Origin of the sequence: Muriicola sp. E247 (genome assembly GCF_041358175.1) — a bacterium.
Classification (GTDB): Bacteria; Bacteroidota; Bacteroidia; order Flavobacteriales; family Flavobacteriaceae; genus Muriicola.
The window spans coordinates 131,343-153,473 of the sequence record NZ_JBGKBE010000003.1; the positions used below are offsets into that span (position 1 = coordinate 131,343).

The following is a 22,131-nucleotide window of genomic DNA, read 5'->3' on the forward strand; positions in this document are numbered from 1 at the left end:
TAATTAAACTTTTTATTTGTTCTTAAAACGTCTTTAATGTACTATTTATTTCTGTTTCAACCAAGTCGGCAAAGTCGTCTATACTTATGCTGCCTAAATCCTCTCCACCGTGTCTTCGTACCGATATGGTTCCTTTCTCTTCTTCACTCTCTCCTACGATGAGCATAAAGGGAATTTTATTCATTTCTGCTTCCCTGATTTTCTTCCCCACCGTCTCATTCCTCGCGTCAATGAGCGCGCGAATTTCGTTATTTTCTAACGATTTTGAAACTTTTTCCGCATATTTTTCGTGTTTCTCGCTGACAGGCAGTATGATAGCCTGATCAGGAGTTAACCAGAGCGGGAAATTTCCTCCTGTGTGTTCTAGTAAGAGGGCAACAAATCGCTCCATACTTCCAAAGGGAGCCCTGTGGATCATCACCGGTCTGTGTAATTCATTGTCACTACCCTTGTAGGTAAGATCAAAACGTTCGGGTAGGTTATAATCCACCTGTATGGTACCCAGCTGCCAGTTCCTGCCGAGGGCATCCTTCACCATAAAATCGAGCTTGGGTCCATAAAATGCGGCCTCTCCGGCCTCCACTTTAAAATCTAAGCCTTTTTCTTCAGCGGCATTGATAATCGCCTGTTCTGCCTTTTCCCAGTTATCTACGGAACCTATGTACTTCTCGGGTTTATCGAGATCCCGAACAGATACCTGGGCAGTAAAATTTTCAAAGCCAAGGGATCCCAGTACATAGAGCGAAAGATCAATTACATTTTTAAATTCCTGATCTAACTGGTCCTGGGTGCAGAAGATATGGGCATCATCCTGTGTAAAGCCCCTTACCCGGGTAAGACCGTGCAATTCGCCACTTTGTTCATAGCGATATACGGTGCCAAATTCTGCGTATCGCTTCGGCAATTCCCTGTAACTAAATGGCTTAGCGTTGTATATCTCGCAGTGATGAGGGCAATTCATCGGTTTTAGCAGGAATTCTTCATCTTCCTTGGGGGTGTGTATAGGCTGAAAACTGTCTTCCCCATATTTAGCGTAATGGCCGGAGGTGACATACAATTCCTTTTGCCCGATATGGGGCGTGATCACCATCTCATATCCTGCTTTTTTCTGTGCCTTTTTTAAAAATTGCTCGAGCCGTTCCCTCAGGGCTGCACCTTTAGGTAACCACAGGGGTAGTCCCTGTCCTACCTTTTGAGAGAAGGTAAAAAGTTCCAGTTCGCGGCCGAGTTTTCTGTGATCTCGTTTTTTAGCCTCCTCCAGCAGTTCAAGATACTCGGTTAGTTCCTTTTGTTTTGGAAAAGAGATACCGTATACCCTTGTCAGTTGTGGATTTTTCTCATCCCCACGCCAGTATGCCCCTGCAACACTAAGTAATTTTAGTGCTTTGATATAGCCTGTATTCGGGATGTGTCCCCCGCGGCAGAGATCGGTAAAGCTATCGTGATCACAAAAGGTGATGCTTCCGTCTTCCAGGTTGGAGATCAGCTCTACCTTGTATTCATTCCCCTGTTTTTTGTAATAATTGAGCGCATCCTCCTTACTCACTTCCCGCATTTTATACGGATGTTTCCCCCGGGCGATCTCTATTGCTCGTTTTTCGATCATGGGAAAGTCCTTTTCGGATATGCTGTGTACTCCAAAATCTATATCGTAGTAAAAACCATTTTCTATAGCCGGACCTATGGTGAGTTTTACCCCGGGATATAATTCCTCAATTGCCTGTGCCACCACATGGGAGGAAGAATGCCAAAAAGCTTTTTTTCCAAGATCATCTCTCCAGGTATACAGCGTAAGGCTACCATCCTGATTTAAAGGGGTGACTGTTTCAACTATCTGGTCGTTGAATTTCGCAGAAATAACGTTTCTTGCCAGGCCCTCACTGATATCTTTGGCGACATCCATTGGGGTTACCCCTTCGTTAAAAGTCTTGACGGAACCGTCGGGAAGCGTAATATTGATCATATTTATGGCCTTTCTGGGCGTGGCAAAGATAATGTGTTGTGCCTAAGCGGACAATAGTCTGCCCTTACTTAATTCTCTTTGCGGGATGCTTTACCAAATAAAGCATCTACTACAGTTTTTATACTGAAAAAGCCCATGGCAATAGCAGCCAGCGCCAGGATAGCTCCCACAATGAGGACAGGGAGGTACCAGGGATGTTCCTGATTCTTAAAAGCCTGGTAGAGTACGACTGGGGCGGTAAACATAAGAGCGACCGTATAGGCGAGATATTTAACGCCTTTTAATAATAATTCTTTATTCGTCCTGCGACCTGAGCTGTTTTTCATATTGCACAAAATTACAAATTAAGGGAGAGCAGGAGAAGAGATCAATCTAAAAGTGGGGAGGAGCAAATACTTCTATTTAAAATATGTCAGTTCTGAAAAATTTAAATAAATCCCATATTGATAAGGAAAGCCATTAATTAATAGTTACCTGAGCTTTTTCTTCCTGAACGAGGGCAAAATAACCCAGGGGAAATACCTCAGGCTGATCTACATTATCCAGCACATCTATATTATCCAAATCTGTAACATCAAAAACATTACCCCTAACTGTGGTCACCGGAGTTTGAAATGGACCCTGAATATCACCACTTTGTTCGATCAACTGATCCATATAGTTATAAAATGTCTGATCAGATCCCATAACGCTTATATCGAGTACCGTTCCCGTCTCAAAGCTATCTTCGTAAAAGAAAGAAAATTCAAATTCCTGTCCTTGATAAAATTCATCTTCTGTTACCAGATACTCCCCAAAACCGAAGTCGAACAGATAAAAATTATCCACATTGGGCTGATCTGTAAAATTTACGATGATTTCCGTTTCATTATCTCCGAACAGCGTGCCGGTTCCTTGTCTGACGGAATTAATAGGAACAGTACGAACGTATTTCGTCTGGGCCAGGTAAAGTCGGCCCTGATGCCTGATAAAAAGTGTATAAACGTAATCTCTGTCAAGGGTTGTGGTCGGTATTCTCTGGTCTGAGCTAAAATTGGGATCAGGTATATAAACCCCTGATCCTGGACTGGTTTCTGCCAGGGTTGATGACCCCTGATTTATAACAACATTGTCTTCGATCTCCTCATAGGTAATAAGGACACTTTCTGCTGAAGTGGGCACATTCTCCTCGAAAAAGTTGCTGGAAAGGGTTAAGCTGATCTCTACAGGAACATATGGTTCAGTTTCGTCTACCCTGATCAAACCGTTTACCACAAGCCTGGTGTCCTGATCGGGAAGGTCCACGTCTATAACATCTTCGCAGCTCAATAAGAGGGAAGTGAATATCAGGGAAAAAACTAGTAAGCGTTTCATTAGACTACTTAGAATTTAAAATTATAGGTTACAGCAGGTACAATTCCGAATATTGAGGTTCTGACGGCTTCATTTACTCCTGTGTCCTGGTTTCTTCTGAAATTGATTGACGCCGCATTCATTCTGCTATAGACGTTGTAAATGCTGAATACCCATTCGGCCTGTAATTTGCGTTTATCGTTCTTTTTCGGGGTTAAGGTTGCTGAAATATCGAGGCGATGGTAATCCGGAAGGCGCTCCTCATTTCTCAAGCCATAAAAAGGTACAGTAAGTCCCTCGAACTGAAACTGCCCTACCGGATAATTTGTCGGTTGCCCGGTCTGATAGACAAAGTTGGTATTGAATCGCCATTTCTTATTCAGATCGTAACTCCCGTAGAGGGAAACATCATGCGTTTTGTCATAGGGGGTGCTGTACCAATTTGAAAAATTGATTCCGGTTTCCCGGTTCGACCTGCCATTATCAAAAGAAGGAGTTCGCCCCGGTGTACGTTGTTCGGATCTCGATAAAGTATAGGCTACCCAACCCTTAAAACGACCTTCGTTCTTCCGAACTAGTAGTTCCAGACCATAAGCTCTTGCCTGTCCGTTGAGGATGACCTGCTCAATGGCATTATTAGCAATAAGATTTGCTCCGTCTATATAGTCGATCCTGTTCTGGATGTCTTTATAAAATACTTCGGTTTCCAGACTGAATTCTCCCTCTGAAAGGGTCCTGAAGTACCCCAGGGCATACTGATCCAGGATCTGGGGTTTAACAAACGGGCCGCTGGGTGTCCAGACATCCAAAGGGGTAGGGGAGCTGGTGTTCGACAACAGATGCAAATATTGAGTAATTCTAGTATAACTGGCTTTTACAGACTGTTCAGGGTTCAGGGTATAAGCAAGAGCAATCCTGGGTTCCAGATTGGTGAAACTGGCAAGTTGCTCACCTCGTTTTGAAGAAACTGTACCTATAGGAGTAGCTTCCTGATAGACCAGGAGGAAAGGATCGAAGATCACGGGGTTGTCGTTTTCATATACGTTTAGTTCATCCTGTCCAAAACGGATAAAATGACTTAAGCGCAGCCCGTATTGTAAACTCAACGCAGCGGAAAGCGAATGTTCTACATCTACATAGGCCGCAAATTCATCGGCGTATTTTTTTGTCAGCTGTTCTTCCAGTATGCCGGAATCAGGACTATTGGGAACGATTTTACCGGGATTGAAGGTATAGTAGATATTATTGATCCCGTAGTTTACCTGGAATGTATCACTGAGGTAGTGCTTCAGGTCGTATTTCAAATTAAAATTCCTGATTCCGGAATTCCATTTAAATCCGACAAAATCGAGTTCCAGACCGTAGTAGAAATCAGAATAGATCAGGGATAAATTACTGAATAACTTATCGGAAAAAAGGTGGTTCCACCTAAGGTTTAAAACGCTGTTCCCGTAGATGTTTTCGAAATTATCAGAGATGGCAAAGACATCACGGCCAAAATAACCGGAAAGAAACAGGTTGTTATTGGCGTTGAGCCTATAATTTAATTTTGTGTTCAGATCGTAGAAATAAGCCGTATTGTCCACGTCAAATAGTGGGAGGAAAAGATGGGCATAAGATGCTCTCCCGCCTATAAGAAAAGCCGATTTGTCTTTTACAATAGGACCTTCTGCGAGCAATCTGCTCGCCACAACCCCAATTCCACCATTCATCTTAAACTCCTTGCTGTTTCCTTCTTTCTGAAAAATCTCAAGTACCGAAGAAACCCTTCCCCCGTATCGGGAGGGTATGGCTCCTTTGAAGAGCTTAACATCTTTAATGGCATCCGGGTTGAAAACGGAGAAGAAACCAAAAAGATGGGAGCTGTTAAAGATAGTAGCTTCATCGAGGAGGATAAGGTTTTGATCGGCTGCGCCCCCCCTCACATTAAAGCCGGAGGCTCCTTCTCCTGCATTACTTACTCCGGGAAGGAGAAGTAGGGATTTGATGATATCGGCTTCCCCCAAAACCACAGGAATATTTTTTATGGTCTGCACGGCAAGCGTATTTACACTCATCTGAGGCTTGCTGATGTTGAGTTTTTCAACATTTTCTGTTACTACTACTTCTTCCAGGATTTGGGCTTTTTCGGTCATCCGGAAGTTCATTTTACGGTTTTGGTCAAAGGTTACCGTCTCAACGATATCCTCAAATCCCAAATAGGTGATTTGCAATTCATAGGTGCCCTGTGGCAGTGTTAGGGAATAGAAACCGTATTCATTGGTAGTAACTCCTGTTCTCAAAGAAGGAATGGCGATGGTAACACCAATTAAGGTCTCGTTACTGGAAGCTTCAGTGACAGTGCCACTGATTGTATAGCGATTCTGTGCGATGCCAAGGACTGAGATAAGGAAAAAGAAAATCGGGAGGAACCGATTTATGGAATGCATAGTATATTTTTCCTAAAAATAATAAAGTTTAGGACATTTCACATGCCTGGAACAGAATAGTGGAGGATAAATTGCCAGATCGACACTTTTATCCTATTTATCCCAGCTCTTGGAGGATGTTATTCAAGGTATTGCTGGGTCTCATTGCTTTCTCAAGCAAGGCCGGGTCGGGTTTGTAATAACCACCGATCTGCTGCCTTTTCCCCTGAGCGTCCTCCAGTTCTTTCAGAATTGCAGGAGTTTGTGTTTTCAATTGCTTATAAATATGATCAAATGTATCTTTTAGCTGAGGATTCTCACTTTGTTCAGCCAGTGCCTGAGCCCAGTACAGGGCGAGATAGAAATGACTTCCACGGGTATCCAATTCGCCAACCTTGCGGGAGGGAGATCTGTTGTTACTCAGAAAATCTTCAGTAGCCTGATCAAGTGCCTCGGCCAGAATATGGGCTTCGGGATTAGAGTTTTTCTGACTGTAGAAATCCAGGGATACAGCCAGGGCAAGGAATTCACCCAGGGAGTCCCATCGCAAATGTCCTTCATCCAGAAATTGTTCCACATGCTTTGGTGCTGATCCACCGGCTCCGGTTTCAAACAAGCCTCCGCCTTTCATCAAAGGAACTATAGATAACATCTTTGCACTGGTTCCCACTTCGAGAATAGGAAAAAGATCGGTCAGATAATCCCGCAGTACGTTTCCTGAAACAGAGATCGTATCCTTACCTTCCTTAAGTCGCTTCAGTGTTGCACGGGTAGCCTCAACGGGAGAAAGGATTTGGATGTCAAGACCTGTGGTATCCTCTTTGGGAAGATACTGTTCTACTTTTTTAATCAGCTCCCTGTCGTGGGCCCTGTCCTTGTCTAACCAGAAAATGGCCGGAGTCTGGGTAGCCCTTGCACGGGAAACAGCCAGTTTGATCCAGTCCTGAACAGGGAGATCTTTCACCTGGCACATTCTCCAGATATCTCCTGAATTCACCTTGTGCTCGAGTAAGGTTTCTTTGGAATAGGTGTCGACAACACGGACCATTCCATTTCCCTGGATCTCAAATGTCTTGTCATGTGAGCCGTACTCCTCTGCTTTCTGGGCCATCAGACCCACGTTGGGAACGGTTCCCATAGTACGTGGATCAAAAGCCCCGTGTTTTTTACAAAATTCAATGGTTGCCTGGTAAATACCTGCATAGCTGCTGTCTGGAATTACCGCCTTAGTATCCTGCAGTTCTCCATTATGATCATACATCTTTCCCGAAGTTCTGATCATGGCAGGCATGGAGGCATCGATAATCACGTCGCTGGGGACGTGTAAATTGGTTATACCCTTATCAGAATTAACCATGGCGAGCTGGGGTCCTTCCTCAATAGATTCCGTAATATCCTGCTCAATTTCTTTGCGTTCCTTCTCCGGCAATTGCTGAATTTTCTCCAGCAAACTCTCTAAGCCATCATTAGCACTGATCCCTATCCTGACAAAGGTTGATGCGTGTTTTTCGAATACATTGGAGAAGTATACTTCCATAACATGTCCGAAAATGATGGGATCTGAAACCTTCATCATAGTGGCTTTCAGGTGTACTGAAAACAAAATTCCTTTCTTTTTGGCATCGGCCACCTGTTCTTTCAGAAAGGAAAGTAGGGCTTCTTTGCTGAGTACGGAGGCATCGATAATCTCCCCGGCTTTCACAAGGATGTCCCCTTTGAGTAGTGATCTTTCTCCCTCCTTATTGATATATTCAATGGCAAGAACGGTATCCTTTGGCAAGGTGAGGGATTTTTCATTCGATTTAAAATCTCCCGAAGACATTGTAGCCACATGAGTTTTAGAGTCAGGCGACCAGGGTCCCATTCTATGTGGATTTTTTTTTGCGTAATTCTTAATGGGTTTTGGAGCCCTTCTATCAGAATTTCCTTCCCTGAGGACAGGATTTACAGCACTCCCTTTGATTTTGTCATACCGGGCTTTGATGTTCCTTTCCTGCTCTGATTTTGGTTCATCCGGATAGAGTGGAACGGGATACCCTTTTTCTCTCAGTTCTTCAATTGCTTCCTTTAATTGAGGAATGGATGCACTGATATTTGGAAGTTTGATAATATTGGCATCCGGCGTTTTTGCCATTTCACCCAAAACGGCAAGGTCGTCAGAGATACGTTGTTCTTCTTTTAGGAATTCCGGAAAATTAGCTATGATCCTTCCTGCCAGGGAAATATCCTTTGTGACAACTTCCATATTGGCCGTTTTGGTAAAGGCTTTTACTATTGGTAGAAATGATTGAGTTGCCAGGGCCGGAGCCTCATCAGTAAGGGTATAGACAATTTTGGACATGTAAGGAATTGATTAGTATTCGAGCCAGCAAATATACAATATTTATGTACGGAAAAAAGGCCTAAATCCTAATCAGCGGCGGGAATTAAAGGGGATTTGTTATTGAGTGCGTAAAAAACAAAAGCCATATCATTGTACAGGTACATTGACATGGCTTTCTAGAAACAACTTGCTTAAATTTAGCACCGAGGTACTAAAAAATCATTCCTAAGAATGACAGCCTTGCTGTTTCAACGTTTGAAACAATCTTCGTTCTCAATTTTTCAACCAAGACCCGATTCCTGTCTCTTCTTGTTGCGGTGATATGTTCTCCTCTGATACCTAACCCTGAGGTTGTGTATTCGATTTGTTCATATCCTTCTAATCTCTGAAAACCGAAGCTTTCTTCAATCAGTATGTTTTTCTTGTCCGAAAACCGAAGTTCCCGATCGTGAAAATGCCCATAGCAACAATATAAAGAACGTCAACTTTATAATGGTTTTAGATATTACCCACAAGGAGCTTCCCTCAAAACCATAGGTAAATGTAATATAAACTTTAAATAAAGCAAATTTAGTAAGGCTTTAAAAATCAACATATTATAAACCGTAGTTATGAACAATTGTTTATAAGTCTGAGAGCTTTCAGCTTGTTGTTTTACAACCTATTTATAAACAAAACCGTCCATGTATTGGACGGTTTTTAATGATATGTATGTGGGTAATAAAGATACTAACCTTGTTTTCTCAACTGCCGCTGTATTTTTCTGATGGCAGATTCAATCGACTTTTCAGGCTCAATAATATTATACTCTCCCCAGAAGTCGGGATCTGAAAATCCTGAAGCTTCATCACTCAGAATCATCGTCGACTTGAGTCGGTCTCTGTACCGAGGTTCAGAAAGGTCAGAATTCTTTTCCCAGTCAGTGACTGCCATTTCACAGGTCATGCTGTAAACGGAATTAAACAACTTTCTGTCCCAATTTATTTTAAATTCGAGCAGGGCATTACTATAGCCGTAGTACCAGCGTCCGTTTTTTTCCCTATAGTCAACCCTGTAGGCTACTTCCACGGGATAAACATCCGCATTTCTGGGCTTTTTTCGTACAAAAAGCCTGCTGGCCTTGTCCCTGTCTGTAATGTTAAGAGAATAAATGGCGCTGGTTAGCACCTTTTTCTCTACATCTATAAACAATTCTCCGCGGTATAATGGATCGAGGATATAATCCTTCTGATTAAAACTGATCACATAAATCAGCCTGTCATTGATACGTGTAGAACGGTCAAATCGGAAATTGTAATCGTCGATGGAGTCTTCTGAAAAAATATATTCCGGATATTTCATCACATCCACATAAAGGGCGTTAAAAGGTCCTCCCTGCAATTTAAGAACCAGGGTATCCAGCTTACTGTAGTCGGTGCTTTTTCGCGATTTGAACATTTGTACTGCATCCCTTCGACTGGAAGTATAGGGAGTTTTAAATATGGAGACCACAGCCTCTGAGAGGGAGACGTTCCTTCTCCTTTTTTTAATGGTTTCCCTGTAAAATGCAGTCATGACGCTGGGGTCCTGCAGGTAGTTCTCTCCTTTTTTCCTCAGGGTCTCTTTTACCAGGTTAACTGCCTCTCTGGGGACACTTATATTTACTTCAGGTAATTCAGTGATCAACACATCGAGGCCAATTCGATTTTCATCCTGCGATAGGGAAGACAGGGGAACTGACTTCGACCTGTAACCCAAAAAGCTCACTTCAAGGGTAGTACTTTCTGTATTTGCTGGAACTTTCAGCAAAAATCGCCCTTCGGTATTGGTCACCGTACTGATATTGGTCCCAACAAGAGTAAGGCTTGCAAATACGAGCGGTTTATTGGTTTCACTGTCGACAATTTCACCTTTGTAAGAGGTGTATTCTTCATTTTGTGCCATCACATCCTGGAAGGCGTAATTCTGGGTAGGAATGCCAAAAGACAGCACAATAGCAAGGAGCAAAATCCTCCTGTAATGCCGGAGGTCTAACATTGATTTTTTAATTAAATTCTTTTTCATGATCATAATAATTATTCCGGAAAATCTTCATGGTTTATAACCTCCTCCATCTGAGCTACATGGCGGTCCATGTGTCCCGACATAAAAAGCATCATCTGGTAGGCATCGATTGTGCCGAATGGAAGTTGTCCGTAATGATTGCGAAGGTCATCTTCCGTAGTTTTTAAGTATTCAATATGTTCTGCGCGCTTCGTCATAAGAGCGTCGAGTGTTTCTTCATAGGATCCAAATTTCCCGCTGGGTTCAAAAGGTTCTGATGTTTTTACCTTGTTTGTCCTGTCTCGAATCATTGTCAGGAGTTCCTCATCTCCCATCTTGATCTCTGTTCGCCGGGCAGGATCTGCCGCTGTTCCCAAAGATGCTTGTAACATGTCGTGAAAAGCGCTTTCAGATATGGCGAGGTGTTCTACCCCTTCCGCTATAGACCAATCAGCTTCACTGGGTTTAAAGTTGAGCTGTTCATCGCTCAGGTCTTCCAGCACATTCATTAGCTGTTTCTTCGCCTGAGTAAGTTCATTCACGGCAAAGTTTCTTTCTTCATCGGTCAGCTTCATGATATCTGAAGTAAAACCAAAAAGCATAAGGCAAACTAAAGGTAGAATGAGTTTTTTCATGATATAGTGTTTTAAGACTGATTTGATCTGTTAAGATGTAAAACCCTGTATCTATAAAGATACAAAAATGGACAATGCAGATCACAAGGTTTCCCGTCTTCTTTTCCGGGATATGGAGTTAAAGTATTAAATCGACTTTTCTACTTTATCAATCGAATATGATAATGACTTAAATTATTATCATCCTTCATTTTTCACGATGAAATGTCAATTTCAAAGACTACTTGCGCATGGTTATCGATTTCTTCACCGAGGAAATATCACCCTTGATCCGGTTTTCTTCCATATACCGAAAAATTACTGAAATTCAGCGATTTACAGGCCAACTAGAGCTAAAAGGGCAGTTATTTTAATAGAAGAAACACCCAAATTGTGAAAGCTATTTTAACCCTCTTCCTGGTACTGTCAAGCACTACAGGAATCTTTGCTAAGGATCATGCTAAAATTGAAAATCATCAAATGGATTCTCTTCTGGTCAATCGGCCTGCTTATTCTCTATTTAATAAGAAAATTAAAAAGATTGAGACTGAGAAAATAGTACGATTGTATCGTTTTAAAAATGCCCGGATAAAATCTGAGTTAGCATTTAAAACTAAGAAACAACCCTTTACCGTTTAAATAAACACACTATGACTCTATTTATTCTTTTACTCCCGGTTGCAGTATTTTGTAGTTTTCTGCTTGTTTTTTCTCCCGCACTTCCTGTTTCACGTCCTCTAATAGTGCCTTCGCGTCGTAAATGATGCCATCCTTTACTGTATAACGAACTCCACCAACTCTAACCACTTCGTTGTCTTCGGTTAGTTTGATAGCTCCTGTACCGTAAAGTACTTTTATGTTTTCCAATGGATTTTCGGCCACAATCACAAAGTCGGCTAATTTCCCTACCGTCACTGTTCCGATTTTATCACTAACTCCCAGGGCCTCTGCCCCATTAAGGGTGGCGCTTCTGATGATTTCCAGGGGGTGAAATCCCGCTTCCCGAAGTAATTCGAGTTCCCGGACATAAGCAAAACCGTAGAGTTGGAATATAAAACCAGAATCTGATCCTGTAGTCACCCTGCCTCCGCGATTTTTATACTCATTGACGAAAGTCATCCATAAGTTGTAGTTCTTCTTCCAGGCTACTTCCTGCTCAGTACCCCAATAGTGCCAGTAGGAGCCATGCGATATTTTACTGGGCTGATAAAATTCCCAGAGAGACGGAAGAGTGTATTCTTCATGCCATTCAGCTCTGCGTGCCCGCTGTAAATCCCTGCTGGCCTCGTAAATATTAAAAGTGGGGTCTAAGGTGAAGTCGAGCGATATTAACTCGTCCATAACCTTATTCCAGTGCTCAGTATACGGAAGTGCGGCCTGTTGCCATAATCTCCCCGCTTCCTCAAACCGGTGTTGTTCATTGTTGTAATTGTAGTCTAAGGGATAATCCTGTACCGTTCTGTCGGTGAATAAGGCTTCGGGCAGGCCGTACCAGTGTTCCATGGAGGTGAGGCCTGCTCTGGCTGATTGTAGTACGTTCCAGCGGGCTACATCAAGTTGAGCATGATGGCAGGCTGATCGAAGTCCGAGTTTCCTGTTTTCATCAAGAGCCGCCGTCATGATCTCCGGAGGTGCCCCGAAAAACTTTATTCCATCCGCCCCTTTTTTTGCATTGTTACGGACCCATTCCCTTGCCATTTCGGGTGTGCTGATTTCTTCGCTGCTTCCCTGTCCGAATCCGGTATAAGCAAAAATCCTCGGAGCAATTATCTCATTTCTTTCACTTTTCCTTTTGAGATCCAAAGTAAAATCAATTCCCCTGCCACTGGGCTCCCGGATGGTAGTTATCCCGTGTCCCATCCAGAGTTTAAAAACATAGTCCGGATCTGCTCCCTGAGAATTCCCTCCGATATGACCGTGCATATCTACAAAGCCAGGCATTAAATACATACCTGAACAATCCAGCTCACGGCCGCCGGGCGCTAACTGTGGTCTTCTCGATTCCCTGATCTCTACACCCGGATAACCCACCACCTGAATTTTTTTGATAGTATTATTTTCAACCACAATATCAACCGGGCTTATTGGAGGTGCCCCGTTTCCATTGATCAGGGTTACACCTCTGATAATAAGTTGAGAAAAAGGACCATCACCCTGAGTTGACTGTCCAAAGGATATAAAACTGATTACTAAGCAGCTTGTTAAAAGAAGGAGTTTCTTCATCTGGAGATTATTTAGGCACATTAATATGATTACCCAGGAAAAGGGCATTGAGAAACAGTCGGTTGGTTCCGTACCAGGAGCCTCTGAAATTGGGATTATCGGCAAACATAACCACTCGGCCACCGCCGATTGGACTAACGATCAGAGAGGCCGAATTTTTTAAAAACTTATCCCTGTTCTTATCGGTAATAAACCCATCAATCAGAGGGTTATCGGCATACTGAGCCACAGTGGAATATTCGTTTTTGCTGGGTTTAAGCCACACAGTATTATTTTTATAAACTGGCAGTAAGGCCTTCCGGTATCCGAAGCCCAGTGGGTGCGTCAGGTCTAATTCGGTCTGTACTATTATTCCGCCAACACTTTCCTTCCCCAGATTTTCGCCGGCATCTCCGTAGGGTTTCCTCTCTGCTACAGCCGTGGAATCCTTTTCTTCTGAAACAAGGGATTCTTTTACCAGTTTTTTATCAATTGCCCATTTTGAGGCAGTTCCAATCGTGATCAGCGTATTGCCTTTTTCTACCCATTCTTTTATTTTTTCAAGGCCCTTGTCATCGAAGGAGTAGGACCCTGAAACCATCACCAAAGTGTTGTATTTATCAAGATTTACCCTTCTGAAGTTTCTGATCGGAATTTTGGTAATGGGCATGTGAACTCGGGTGTCGAGGAGGTGCCATATTTCACCAGCTTCGTATGATCTGACGCCTTCCCCTATGAGCATTGCCGCTTTGGGTTTTGTAACCGGCCTTACAAACCTGCTCCCTAGGTCGATCCCTGAAAGATTGTAACCAGTATTAACGGCATACATGGGTACCTGATATTTTTGCTGTGCTTCGCTCAATATTCTGAAGACCTCCCCGGAATCTTTTTTCTGAAGTTTTACGGGGATCAGTAAAGTTCCATAATTGAAGGATTTATTTCCCGCATTCGTTGTAGACGAAAATGATCTGAAAGAAGAAGAAACCACCAGGCCTTCCGACTTCAAATGATGTAATACGGCCGGCGCATTATAATCGTCCCAGTCGACCAGATAAGCATACTCCGACCTTCCTACGGGTGTAACCGTTGACAGCTGGTCAACAGCAGTAACCGGTGTTCCCTGTGTCTCCCTGCTGGCGACCTTATAGTTTATATTGTAGAAATTGGCAAGCGACCAGGCCGAAGCGTCATAAAATACGCTATCCCTGTACTTGGAATAGGTTTCAAATACCGTCTGAACCATGCGGTACTGGGGTTGACGGGTAGGCACAAAAAAAGACTTATCCCCGTTTTGAAATACCTTTACCTTGTGAAGCAGCAATTTGTCAATAAATGCTTTTACGCGGTTTTGATCATAATCATCCCCGAAGGTATAGCCCTTAATTTTGGATGCAGAAGCTCTGGAAAGGGCAGATTTAAAGAAATCCTGCTGATATTTGCGCAAATAGGTTTTGTTTTCCACGGCGGCGCGAACCGTTGTTATACTTGAGGTGTATTGGTTGCGAATGGTAAAAGGGAAGGTAATTTCTCCAAAGGCCGTCGTTTGTTTGTGCCCTCTGGAACTTGCCTGTTCAAACAAAAGACCTAAACCTCCTTGCAAATCAGGATAGGAAGAACCGTAACCGGGATAAGTGCCATCAAATACCTCCTTCGTAAAATAAAGGGATCCTATGCTATCGAGGGCCTTCGCAAAATAAGCCCCGAACATATTGTTGAGGTCTACATAATTTTCTTTGGGCATGATAGGATTAAGAGAACCATTGGCCTTCATCGGTTCGAAAAAGTAAGAACTCTGCGAACCCATTTCGTGGAAATCGGTAACCACATTGGGATACCACTGATGGTACCATGTTAATTTCCCCCTGCTTTCCGGATTGATTGCCAGTAGCCAATCCCGATTCAGATCGAACCAGTAATGATTCGTCCTGCCTCCCGGCCAGTATTCATCGTGTTCTGCGTCCTGGGGATCAGCAACTAATGGAGAACCCTGGTATGAATTCGCCCACTGAGTGTGACGATCCCTGCCATCAGGATTGATGGTGGGGTCGATAAAGATCACGGACTCGTTAAGGTATTTTATTATTTCCCCCGCCTCCGAAGCTGCAAAGGTGTATGCTGTGAGTAGGGCAGCCTCTGAGCTGGAAGGTTCATTGCCATGAACATTGTACGCAAGATTTATAAAGACTGGGACGTCGTTATAATTAGAGGCATTGGTGGAAGGGTCTGTAAAGGCCAGATGTTGCCTCTTTAATTCAGTGATGTTAGCCAGGTTTTCAGGTGTGCTGATAGTGAGTATACTCAGAATTCTTCCTTCATGCGTTTTCCCATATTCGGCGAAACTAACGCGGGGAGACAGCTCGGCCAGTTTTTTAAAATAGGCAACGATCAGATCGTGGCGCGTATGACGTTCGCCAATCCCATACCCCAGGAATTCTTCAGGGGAGGGGATATCCTGATTAAAGGGTTGGTATTTCTTGAGAAAGTATTCCTGTGCAAAGAGATTGGTAGTTAGGCATAAAAGGAGAACAAATGTAATTTTTCGCATAGTTTTCAATGGATTATATGGTCTTTAAATATAGGGATAAACCACATAAGCACACAGCAATTTATTGCTGAATGCAGAAGATTAAAGCAGGATTAACCGACTCAGGCTACAGAAGGAAAAGGCTGTGGTTCTATTTCCCTGAATTTTACAATATAATTGGTTCCTTTTTTTGATGGATCCTTTGTAATGGTGCCTTTTAGTTGTCTGGCGAGATTGTGAATCAGTTTTAGGCCAAGTGACCCACTGTTCTTCACATTTAAGGTCTCAGCATAACCTGAGCCATTGTCGCCGATCTCCAAAACATAACTGTGTTCGTCTTCCTGGTCAATTGAAATATGGATTTCGCCTTCGTGATCATCTTTGATACCATATTTGAGCGAGTTTGTAATAGCCTCGTTAATAAGCAGGCCGAGGGGAATCGCAGTATCAATGCCTAGTTCAATATCCGGAATATCAATATTTAGAGTGACTTTGTTATTGGCCCCTTTGAGGGATTTTACCAGGTATTCGCATAATTCCCGCACATAGGTCTTATACTGGATTTTAGAAAGATCTTCCCTCATATAGAGCATCTCATGAACCATAGCCATAGAAATTACACGATTCTGACTACTTTTCAATATACTTTTTGTCCTTGGATCTGATATTGATCTGCCCTGCAGGCTGAGAAGACTCGATACGGTCTGTAAATTGTTTTTAACCCTGTGGTGGACTTCCTTCAGTAAAGTGTCTTTTTCCTCGCTGCGGGCCTGCATTTCTCTTTTTGATTTGTACAATTGATGGTGTACGATCATCAGGTTCTTTCCGAAAATCCCTCCCAGCAAGTATATGGTGAACAATACACTGAGTAGTGCAAAAATATCCCTGGCATTTTCAGGAACATGATTGAGGATATTCAGGGAAAAATACCTGCCCTGTACAAAGAAGAGGATGGTAAGGATAGAGATTATAAAGAGATAGGTTTTTCCGTAAGTTCGGGTTGTAGCATAACCCGCCAGCACAAGTAATCCGAGGGTAAAGATGAACGGACTTTGGATTCCACCGCTCATCAAAGTGATCGCAACAGTAGAAACAAGGCTTGTTATTGAGGCAATATTATAAGTAAGAGAAAGATTTTTGTGCGTTTTATAGGCATAGGTGTTGGCAAGGCTGAAAAGGGCGTAAAAAAGGAAAATAAAAGAGAATGCAGAGTGTATTTTTAAGAGAAAAAAACAAATCAGAAAGAATACAATGCTTAGTACAGACGTAAAAGTGGTCGCCTTGAGAAGCAGACTTTCCTTGTCTCTGTACCGTTCCTGGTCGATGTAGTTTTTTTTCATAATCCCTGTATTTAGCAGATATAACGGGGCATTTACTGCTTATTTTCCTAAACCTATGCTGTAAAGCTACTTATGTTTTGTAAGATAATCAATACCCCGTAGCCCTAAAGTTTTATGTGGCCGGAGGTGGGAATAAAAAAAGGACAGCCGTAAAGCCGTCCTTTTTATTTGTGGGATCATTGATTTTTAATCCTCTATTAACACCCATTCTCCTTTGTCTAAGAGGGGTTCTGCCTGTTTATATTTTATGGTTTTGCTTTCACCAGACATTACATTCTTGATCGTAACACGGTCATTACGGCCAATTTTTGGTCTGTCACGGATAATCGTTTCCGTCACTTGAGGCCTGCCGCCCTGTGTCTGCCCTGCCGCCCTGTTCTGAGCCGCCAGTTCATCACTGTTCGGTATCTCCTCCTTGGTAGTTTTCAATGTCTCCTTAGAGCGTCGTACATTTCTGGCCTCTTGTATATCCTCAGTATTTCCTGATGGCAGCTCCCCTTTAAACAGGAAGGAAACGACATCTTTATTTACCTTATCTATCATTCCTTTAAAAAGCTCAAAGGCTTCAAATTTATAGATCAGCAATGGGTCTTTCTGCTCGTGAACGGCAAGCTGAACCGATTGTTTCAGTTCATCCATTTTCCGCAGGTGAGTCTTCCATGCCTCATCAATAATAGCCAGGGTTATGTTCTTTTCAAAATCGGTGATCAGCTGTTTTCCATTGCTTTCATACGCATTTTTTAGATCGGTGACCACATTCAGGGTTTTGATCCCATCAGTGAAGGGTACAACAATCCGTTCGTACTTATTTGCACTGTCTTCGTATACTTTTTTGATCACCGGAAATGCCGTTGCAGCACTACGTTCCATCTTTTCCCTGTAATGGTCGTAAACTGCAGAATATATCCTGTTGCTAATCTCCAGATAACTGAGTTTGCTGAACTCATCCTGCGAAATAGGGGAGGTAATGGAGAAATATTTAATCAGCTCAAACTCAAAATTCTTGTAATCATTGGCTTCTTTGTTGAACTCTGAAATAACTTCGCAGGTGTCGTAGATCATATTGGCGATGTCAACTTTTAAGCGTTCACCCTGAAGGGCGTGCCTTCTGCGCTTGTAGACTACTTCCCGTTGGGCGTTCATCACATCGTCGTATTCCAGTAATCTCTTTCTGATACCAAAATTATTTTCTTCCACCTTTTTCTGGGCTCGTTCAATAGACTTGGTCATCATAGAGTGCTGAATGACTTCACCCTCCTCAAGTCCCATCCTGTCCATCATCTTTGCAACCCTGTCTGAGCCGAACAGACGCATCAGGTTATCTTCCAGGGATACGTAGAATTGTGAACTTCCGGGATCACCCTGTCTTCCCGACCGGCCTCTTAACTGACGGTCTACCCTTCTTGAGTCGTGACGTTCTGTACCGATAATAGCAAGGCCACCGGCTTTTTTAACTTCGTCGGAGAGTTTAATATCTGTACCCCGTCCTGCCATGTTGGTTGCAATAGTTACCACTCCCGGATTTCCGGCTTCTGCAACTATGTCTGCTTCTTTTTTATGGAGTTTGGCATTAAGCACGTTGTGCTGAACCTTCCTGATGTTAAGCATCCTGGATAACAGCTCTGAGATTTCAACTGAAGTAGTACCGATTAGGACAGGTCTTCCCTGTTGAGAGAGTTGTGTTACCTCATCGATTATCGCGTTGTACTTTTCCCTTTTGGTTTTGTAGATCAGGTCCTGGCGATCATCTCTGGCAATAGGCCTGTTGGTAGGGATCTCCACTACGTCGAGCTTGTAGATTTCCCAGAGCTCTCCGGCTTCGGTGACAGCCGTACCGGTCATACCAGCCAATTTGTTATACATTCTGAAGTAATTCTGCAGGGTTACGGTAGCAAAGGTTTGGGTCATCGCCTCAATCTTCACATTTTCCTTAGCCTCGATTGCCTGGTGGAGTCCGTCTGAATAGCGACGACCATCCATGATCCTTCCTGTCTGCTCGTCTACGATCATTACTTTGTTGTCCATCACCACATACTCCACATCCTTTTCGAATAAGGTATATGCCTTTAAAAGCTGACTCATCGTATGGATTCGCTCACTTTTTACGGCAAAATCCTTGAAAAGTTCTTCCTTTAACCGGGCTTCTTCTTCAATATCGAGTTCCTGGTTTTCGATCTTGGCAATTTCACTTCCGATATCCGGCATCAGGAAAAAATCTTTAGCCTGATCCCCGGAGATATATTCAATTCCTTTGTCAGTTAATTCAATCTGATTGTTTTTTTCGTCGATAACGAATAAAAGTTCAGAATCTACAACAGGCATTTCCCTGTTGTTGTCCTGCATATAGAAATTCTCGGTTTTCTGCAGTAATTGCTTGATCCCCTCTTCGCTTAGATACTTGATAAGCGCTTTGTTTTTTGGTAGCCCACGATGTACCCTAAGAAGAAGAAGTCCACCTTCCTTAGTATCTCCCTCCGCTATTTTTTTCTTTGCTTCTGCCAGTACCGCGGTAAGATGCTTTCTTTGTTTTTCTACAATATCCGTGACTTTCGGCCTCAGCTCATTAAATTCGTGCCGGTCGCCTTCCGGTACCGGTCCGGAGATGATCAAAGGGGTTCGTGCGTCATCGATCAGGACCGAGTCCACCTCATCCACGATAGCGTAATAGTGCGGTCTTTGTACCAGATCCCCGGGAGTATGAGCCATGTTATCTCGTAGATAATCGAAGCCAAATTCGTTGTTGGTACCATAGGTAACATCCGCATTGTATGCAGCTCGCCGGCCATCCGAATTGGGTTTGTGTTTATCTATACAATCAACTTTTAGCCCGTGAAATTCAAAAATGGGTCCCATCCACGCACTATCCCGTTTTGCCAGGTAGTCGTTTACGGTAACCAGGTGTGTTCCTTTCCCAGGAAGCGCATTGAGGTACAAAGGCAAGGTAGCCACCAGGGTTTTTCCTTCTCCGGTCTGCATTTCTGCTACTTTCCCCTGATGAAGTGCAATTCCCCCTATGAGCTGCACATCATAATGTACCATGTCCCAGGTTACTTCTTTCCCTGCTGCATCCCATGAATTCTTCCATATGGCCTTATCACCTTCAAGGCTGACATAATCCTTGGTTCCTGAAAGTATCCGATCATTTTCAGTGGCAGTAACTTCCAGGGTATCATTGTCCTTAAATCTTCTGGCAGTTTCCTTGACAACGGCAAATGCTTCGGGGAGTATATTATCAAGCGTCTGCTGTGTCAATTTGTACGCCTCATCTTCTAATTTGTCAACTTCTGCGTAAAGCTCTTCATTTCTATCAATATCGGTGGATTGTTCCACTTCGAGTTTGATTTTATTTATCTCCTCTGTCAGGGAAGCGCATGTTTCCGCTATCAGCGATTTAAACCCTGTCGTTTTGGCTCGAAGTTCATCATTTGACAAAGTCTGGAGCTTATCGCCAAAGGCATTAATCTCATCCACCAAAGGGCCTAACTCTTTGACATCACGTTTGGATTTATCCCCTACAAACGCTTTAATAACACTATTTAGTAAACTCATGAAATTATTCTTTTCCCCTTCCCAATCTCAGGTAGTCATGCGGGCAGAGGTATATTTATTTAAATTCTGTTGAATCCGGTATTTACGTTAAAAAAAGGGGGTCAAAAGCCGTTCCACTTTTGTCAAATCCGGATTTCCTGCTATAAGTATGTCAAAATTACATAAAAAAAAAGCCTCCGAAGAGACTTTTTAACGCTATTTAAACATTCTATTAATATTCATCCTCATTCCAGAGATAGTCCTCTTCAGTAGGATAATCTGGCCATATCTCTTCGATACTTTCATATATCTCACCCCCTTCTTCTTCCATGGACTGCAGGTTTTCAACCACTTCCAATGGAGCTCCGGTTCGGATCGCATAATCGATCAATTCATCTTTAGTCGCCGGCCAGGGCGCATCACTCAAATAGGATGCTAATTCTAAGGTCCAATACATGGTAAAAGTATAATTTGTAAATTTTTGCAAAAATAATTTTTAAACTCAGACTGCCAAGTTTTTTTGGCTTTATTTATAAAGTTTTTGCAATAATCCCGGTTTTGTTAGAGTCATAACGACGAAAAAAGCAATTTATTAGCCTTTTTTGGCGGGAATCCATTTTATTTCATCAGCATTTAAATCAGCGGCCAAAGCCCTGGAGAGGACAAATAAATAATCGGAAAGCCTGTTCAGATAGGATAATACCTCAGGATCAAAAGGTTGATTTTCATTTAAAAGACATGCCATGCGTTCCGCTCTTCGACATACTGTTCTGGCAATATGACAGTATGACACTGCCTGGTGCCCACCGGGAAGAATAAAATGAGTCATCACCGGGAGCGTTTCGTCCATCCTGTCCATTTCTTCCTCTAGCATACCAATATCTTCCTTCCCAATCTTTGGAATATCGAGTCGTTCCCTTCCACTTTTCAGAACAGCTTTATCAGGATCGGTTGCGAGGATAGCTCCCACAGTAAAAAGATCTTGCTGTATCTTCATCAACATCTCCTTGTACCGATCATTTATTTCCTGATCGCGTAACAGTCCCAGCCACGAATTCAGTTCATCTACAGTACCATAGCTCTGAATACGAATGTTGTGTTTGGGTACCCGGGTTCCTCCGAATAATGCCGTCATTCCCTGGTCTCCCGTCTTGGTGTAAATTTTCATAACTATGTGTTTGGTAAAAGCCGCTAGTCTTTTTTGTTCTTTCGCTCATATCCCTCCATGAACTTCCTGGATTTACGCTCTTTCGATCTTTTCTTGTTGAATACAGAAAGAGCGATATAAATGACGGCTACCAAACCTAAAACATAGAAGATAGTATTGTCCATAAGGCTGAATTCACCATAAAATTAAACCATTATATCCTAATGTGAAAATGTTGTTTCTCCTGCTCCTTTCTCAGGAAGAGTATGCCACCATGATAAAAATCAATGGAAACCCGTATCCAAGCTTTTTCACACAAAGTGCTCCAGACCTTCCTGTTTCGCCTGTTGTTATTAATTCCTTCGAGGAGAATCATGGTTTTGTTGTGGCTATATTGCTCCAGAGAATCAAAGTCGAATTTTTCAAAATAATCACCTCCGATGAATATAAGATCAGAAGGTTTCCGGCCAGACTCAACTTCAGGATATTCTTCTCTAACTGCCTCCAGGTATTGCCGTTGATCTGTAAAAAGGTGCACCGACTCATATTTAAAATACGGAATACTTTTCATCAGGACCTTCTGCACTTTCGATCGGCGATTCCGACTTTTTCGATAGAGGCAACGAGTGAGGTACTGGTAGACAAAGGGAGAATGGATGCCGTACTGATTGGTCGATCGAATTAAAAAAGTAAAGTAAGACCAGATACGAAACATAAATGCCTTTATA

16 protein-coding genes are annotated in these 22,131 nt (G+C 42.8%); 1 reads left to right on the plus strand and 15 read right to left on the minus strand.

Going from position 1 to position 22,131, the window contains the following annotated elements; translation table 11 throughout:
- Positions 1-22: 22 nt before the first annotated feature.
- From thrS to ACA086_RS06860, 7 genes are all read right to left on the minus strand, one after another.
- Positions 23-1,963, minus strand: coding sequence for a threonine--tRNA ligase (thrS, locus tag ACA086_RS06830; RefSeq protein WP_371002594.1), 1,941 nt, complete (start codon positions 1,961-1,963; stop codon positions 23-25).
- A 68-nt stretch (positions 1,964-2,031) separates the two neighbouring features.
- Positions 2,032-2,289, minus strand: a complete 258-nt coding sequence (locus tag ACA086_RS06835; RefSeq protein WP_371002595.1) for a DUF6095 family protein — start codon at positions 2,287-2,289, stop codon at positions 2,032-2,034.
- A gap of 133 nt (positions 2,290-2,422) precedes the next feature.
- Positions 2,423-3,316 (minus strand): DUF4249 domain-containing protein, encoded by an 894-nt coding sequence (locus ACA086_RS06840; RefSeq protein ID WP_371002596.1) that lies wholly within the window; start codon positions 3,314-3,316, stop codon positions 2,423-2,425.
- Between the two features lie 8 nt (positions 3,317-3,324).
- Positions 3,325-5,724, minus strand: a complete 2,400-nt coding sequence (locus ACA086_RS06845; protein ID WP_371002597.1) for a carboxypeptidase-like regulatory domain-containing protein — start codon at positions 5,722-5,724, stop codon at positions 3,325-3,327.
- A gap of 97 nt (positions 5,725-5,821) precedes the next feature.
- Entirely contained in the window at positions 5,822-8,044 is a 2,223-nt protein-coding gene (locus ACA086_RS06850; RefSeq protein WP_371002598.1) for an NADP-dependent isocitrate dehydrogenase, read from the minus strand.
- 711 nt (positions 8,045-8,755) lie between these two features.
- Positions 8,756-10,069, minus strand: a complete 1,314-nt coding sequence (locus ACA086_RS06855; RefSeq protein WP_371002599.1) for a carboxypeptidase-like regulatory domain-containing protein — start codon at positions 10,067-10,069, stop codon at positions 8,756-8,758.
- 11 nt (positions 10,070-10,080) lie between these two features.
- The gene (locus ACA086_RS06860; RefSeq protein WP_371002600.1) at positions 10,081-10,683 is read right to left on the minus strand and encodes a DinB family protein; all 603 of its coding nucleotides are present in this window, start codon (positions 10,681-10,683) and stop codon (positions 10,081-10,083) included.
- A 372-nt stretch (positions 10,684-11,055) separates the two neighbouring features.
- Here ACA086_RS06860 and ACA086_RS06865 point away from each other — a divergent pair, with 372 nt between their 5' ends.
- On the plus strand, positions 11,056-11,301 hold the full coding sequence (locus tag ACA086_RS06865; protein ID WP_371002601.1) for a hypothetical protein: 246 nt from the start codon (positions 11,056-11,058) through the stop codon (positions 11,299-11,301).
- A gap of 21 nt (positions 11,302-11,322) precedes the next feature.
- Here ACA086_RS06865 and ACA086_RS06870 read toward each other — a convergent pair whose 3' ends face one another.
- The 8 genes from ACA086_RS06870 to ACA086_RS06905 form a co-directional block, all read right to left on the minus strand.
- On the minus strand, positions 11,323-12,885 hold the full coding sequence (locus ACA086_RS06870) for an amidohydrolase family protein (RefSeq protein WP_371002602.1): 1,563 nt from the start codon (positions 12,883-12,885) through the stop codon (positions 11,323-11,325).
- 7 nt (positions 12,886-12,892) lie between these two features.
- Positions 12,893-15,409: a M14 family metallopeptidase gene (locus ACA086_RS06875; RefSeq protein WP_371002603.1), complete on the minus strand. Its 2,517-nt coding sequence runs from the start codon at positions 15,407-15,409 to the stop codon at positions 12,893-12,895.
- A 101-nt stretch (positions 15,410-15,510) separates the two neighbouring features.
- Positions 15,511-16,728 (minus strand): sensor histidine kinase, encoded by a 1,218-nt coding sequence (locus ACA086_RS06880; RefSeq protein WP_369747367.1) that lies wholly within the window; start codon positions 16,726-16,728, stop codon positions 15,511-15,513.
- A 186-nt stretch (positions 16,729-16,914) separates the two neighbouring features.
- Positions 16,915-20,277: a preprotein translocase subunit SecA gene (gene secA / locus ACA086_RS06885; protein WP_371002604.1), complete on the minus strand. Its 3,363-nt coding sequence runs from the start codon at positions 20,275-20,277 to the stop codon at positions 16,915-16,917.
- 211 nt (positions 20,278-20,488) lie between these two features.
- Positions 20,489-20,713, minus strand: coding sequence for a DUF2795 domain-containing protein (locus ACA086_RS06890; RefSeq protein WP_013551418.1), 225 nt, complete (start codon positions 20,711-20,713; stop codon positions 20,489-20,491).
- A 135-nt stretch (positions 20,714-20,848) separates the two neighbouring features.
- Positions 20,849-21,424 carry a cob(I)yrinic acid a,c-diamide adenosyltransferase gene (locus ACA086_RS06895; RefSeq protein WP_371002605.1) on the minus strand — a complete coding sequence of 192 codons (576 nt, stop codon included), beginning with the start codon at positions 21,422-21,424 and terminating at the stop codon, positions 20,849-20,851.
- Between the two features lie 23 nt (positions 21,425-21,447).
- Positions 21,448-21,588, minus strand: a complete 141-nt coding sequence (locus tag ACA086_RS06900) for a hypothetical protein (protein ID WP_371002606.1) — start codon at positions 21,586-21,588, stop codon at positions 21,448-21,450.
- 29 nt (positions 21,589-21,617) lie between these two features.
- On the minus strand, positions 21,618-22,118 hold the full coding sequence (locus ACA086_RS06905) for a hypothetical protein (protein WP_371002607.1): 501 nt from the start codon (positions 22,116-22,118) through the stop codon (positions 21,618-21,620).
- Positions 22,119-22,131 lie beyond the last annotated feature (13 nt).

Coding starts and splice junctions, on each gene's coding strand:
- thrS (WP_371002594.1), bottom strand. CDS start 1,963: ATGATCAATATTACGCTTCCCGACGGTTCCGTCAAGACTTTTAACGAA.
- ACA086_RS06835 (WP_371002595.1), bottom strand. CDS start 2,289: ATGAAAAACAGCTCAGGTCGCAGGACGAATAAAGAATTATTATTAAAA.
- ACA086_RS06840 (WP_371002596.1), bottom strand. CDS start 3,316: ATGAAACGCTTACTAGTTTTTTCCCTGATATTCACTTCCCTCTTATTG.
- ACA086_RS06845 (WP_371002597.1), bottom strand. CDS start 5,724: ATGCATTCCATAAATCGGTTCCTCCCGATTTTCTTTTTCCTTATCTCA.
- ACA086_RS06850 (WP_371002598.1), bottom strand. CDS start 8,044: ATGTCCAAAATTGTCTATACCCTTACTGATGAGGCTCCGGCCCTGGCA.
- ACA086_RS06855 (WP_371002599.1), bottom strand. CDS start 10,069: ATGAAAAAGAATTTAATTAAAAAATCAATGTTAGACCTCCGGCATTAC.
- ACA086_RS06860 (WP_371002600.1), bottom strand. CDS start 10,683: ATGAAAAAACTCATTCTACCTTTAGTTTGCCTTATGCTTTTTGGTTTT.
- ACA086_RS06870 (WP_371002602.1), bottom strand. CDS start 12,885: ATGAAGAAACTCCTTCTTTTAACAAGCTGCTTAGTAATCAGTTTTATA.
- ACA086_RS06875 (WP_371002603.1), bottom strand. CDS start 15,409: ATGCGAAAAATTACATTTGTTCTCCTTTTATGCCTAACTACCAATCTC.
- ACA086_RS06880 (WP_369747367.1), bottom strand. CDS start 16,728: ATGAAAAAAAACTACATCGACCAGGAACGGTACAGAGACAAGGAAAGT.
- secA (WP_371002604.1), bottom strand. CDS start 20,277: ATGAGTTTACTAAATAGTGTTATTAAAGCGTTTGTAGGGGATAAATCC.
- ACA086_RS06890 (WP_013551418.1), bottom strand. CDS start 20,713: ATGTATTGGACCTTAGAATTAGCATCCTATTTGAGTGATGCGCCCTGG.
- ACA086_RS06895 (WP_371002605.1), bottom strand. CDS start 21,424: ATGAAAATTTACACCAAGACGGGAGACCAGGGAATGACGGCATTATTC.
- ACA086_RS06900 (WP_371002606.1), bottom strand. CDS start 21,588: ATGGACAATACTATCTTCTATGTTTTAGGTTTGGTAGCCGTCATTTAT.
- ACA086_RS06905 (WP_371002607.1), bottom strand. CDS start 22,118: ATGTTTCGTATCTGGTCTTACTTTACTTTTTTAATTCGATCGACCAAT.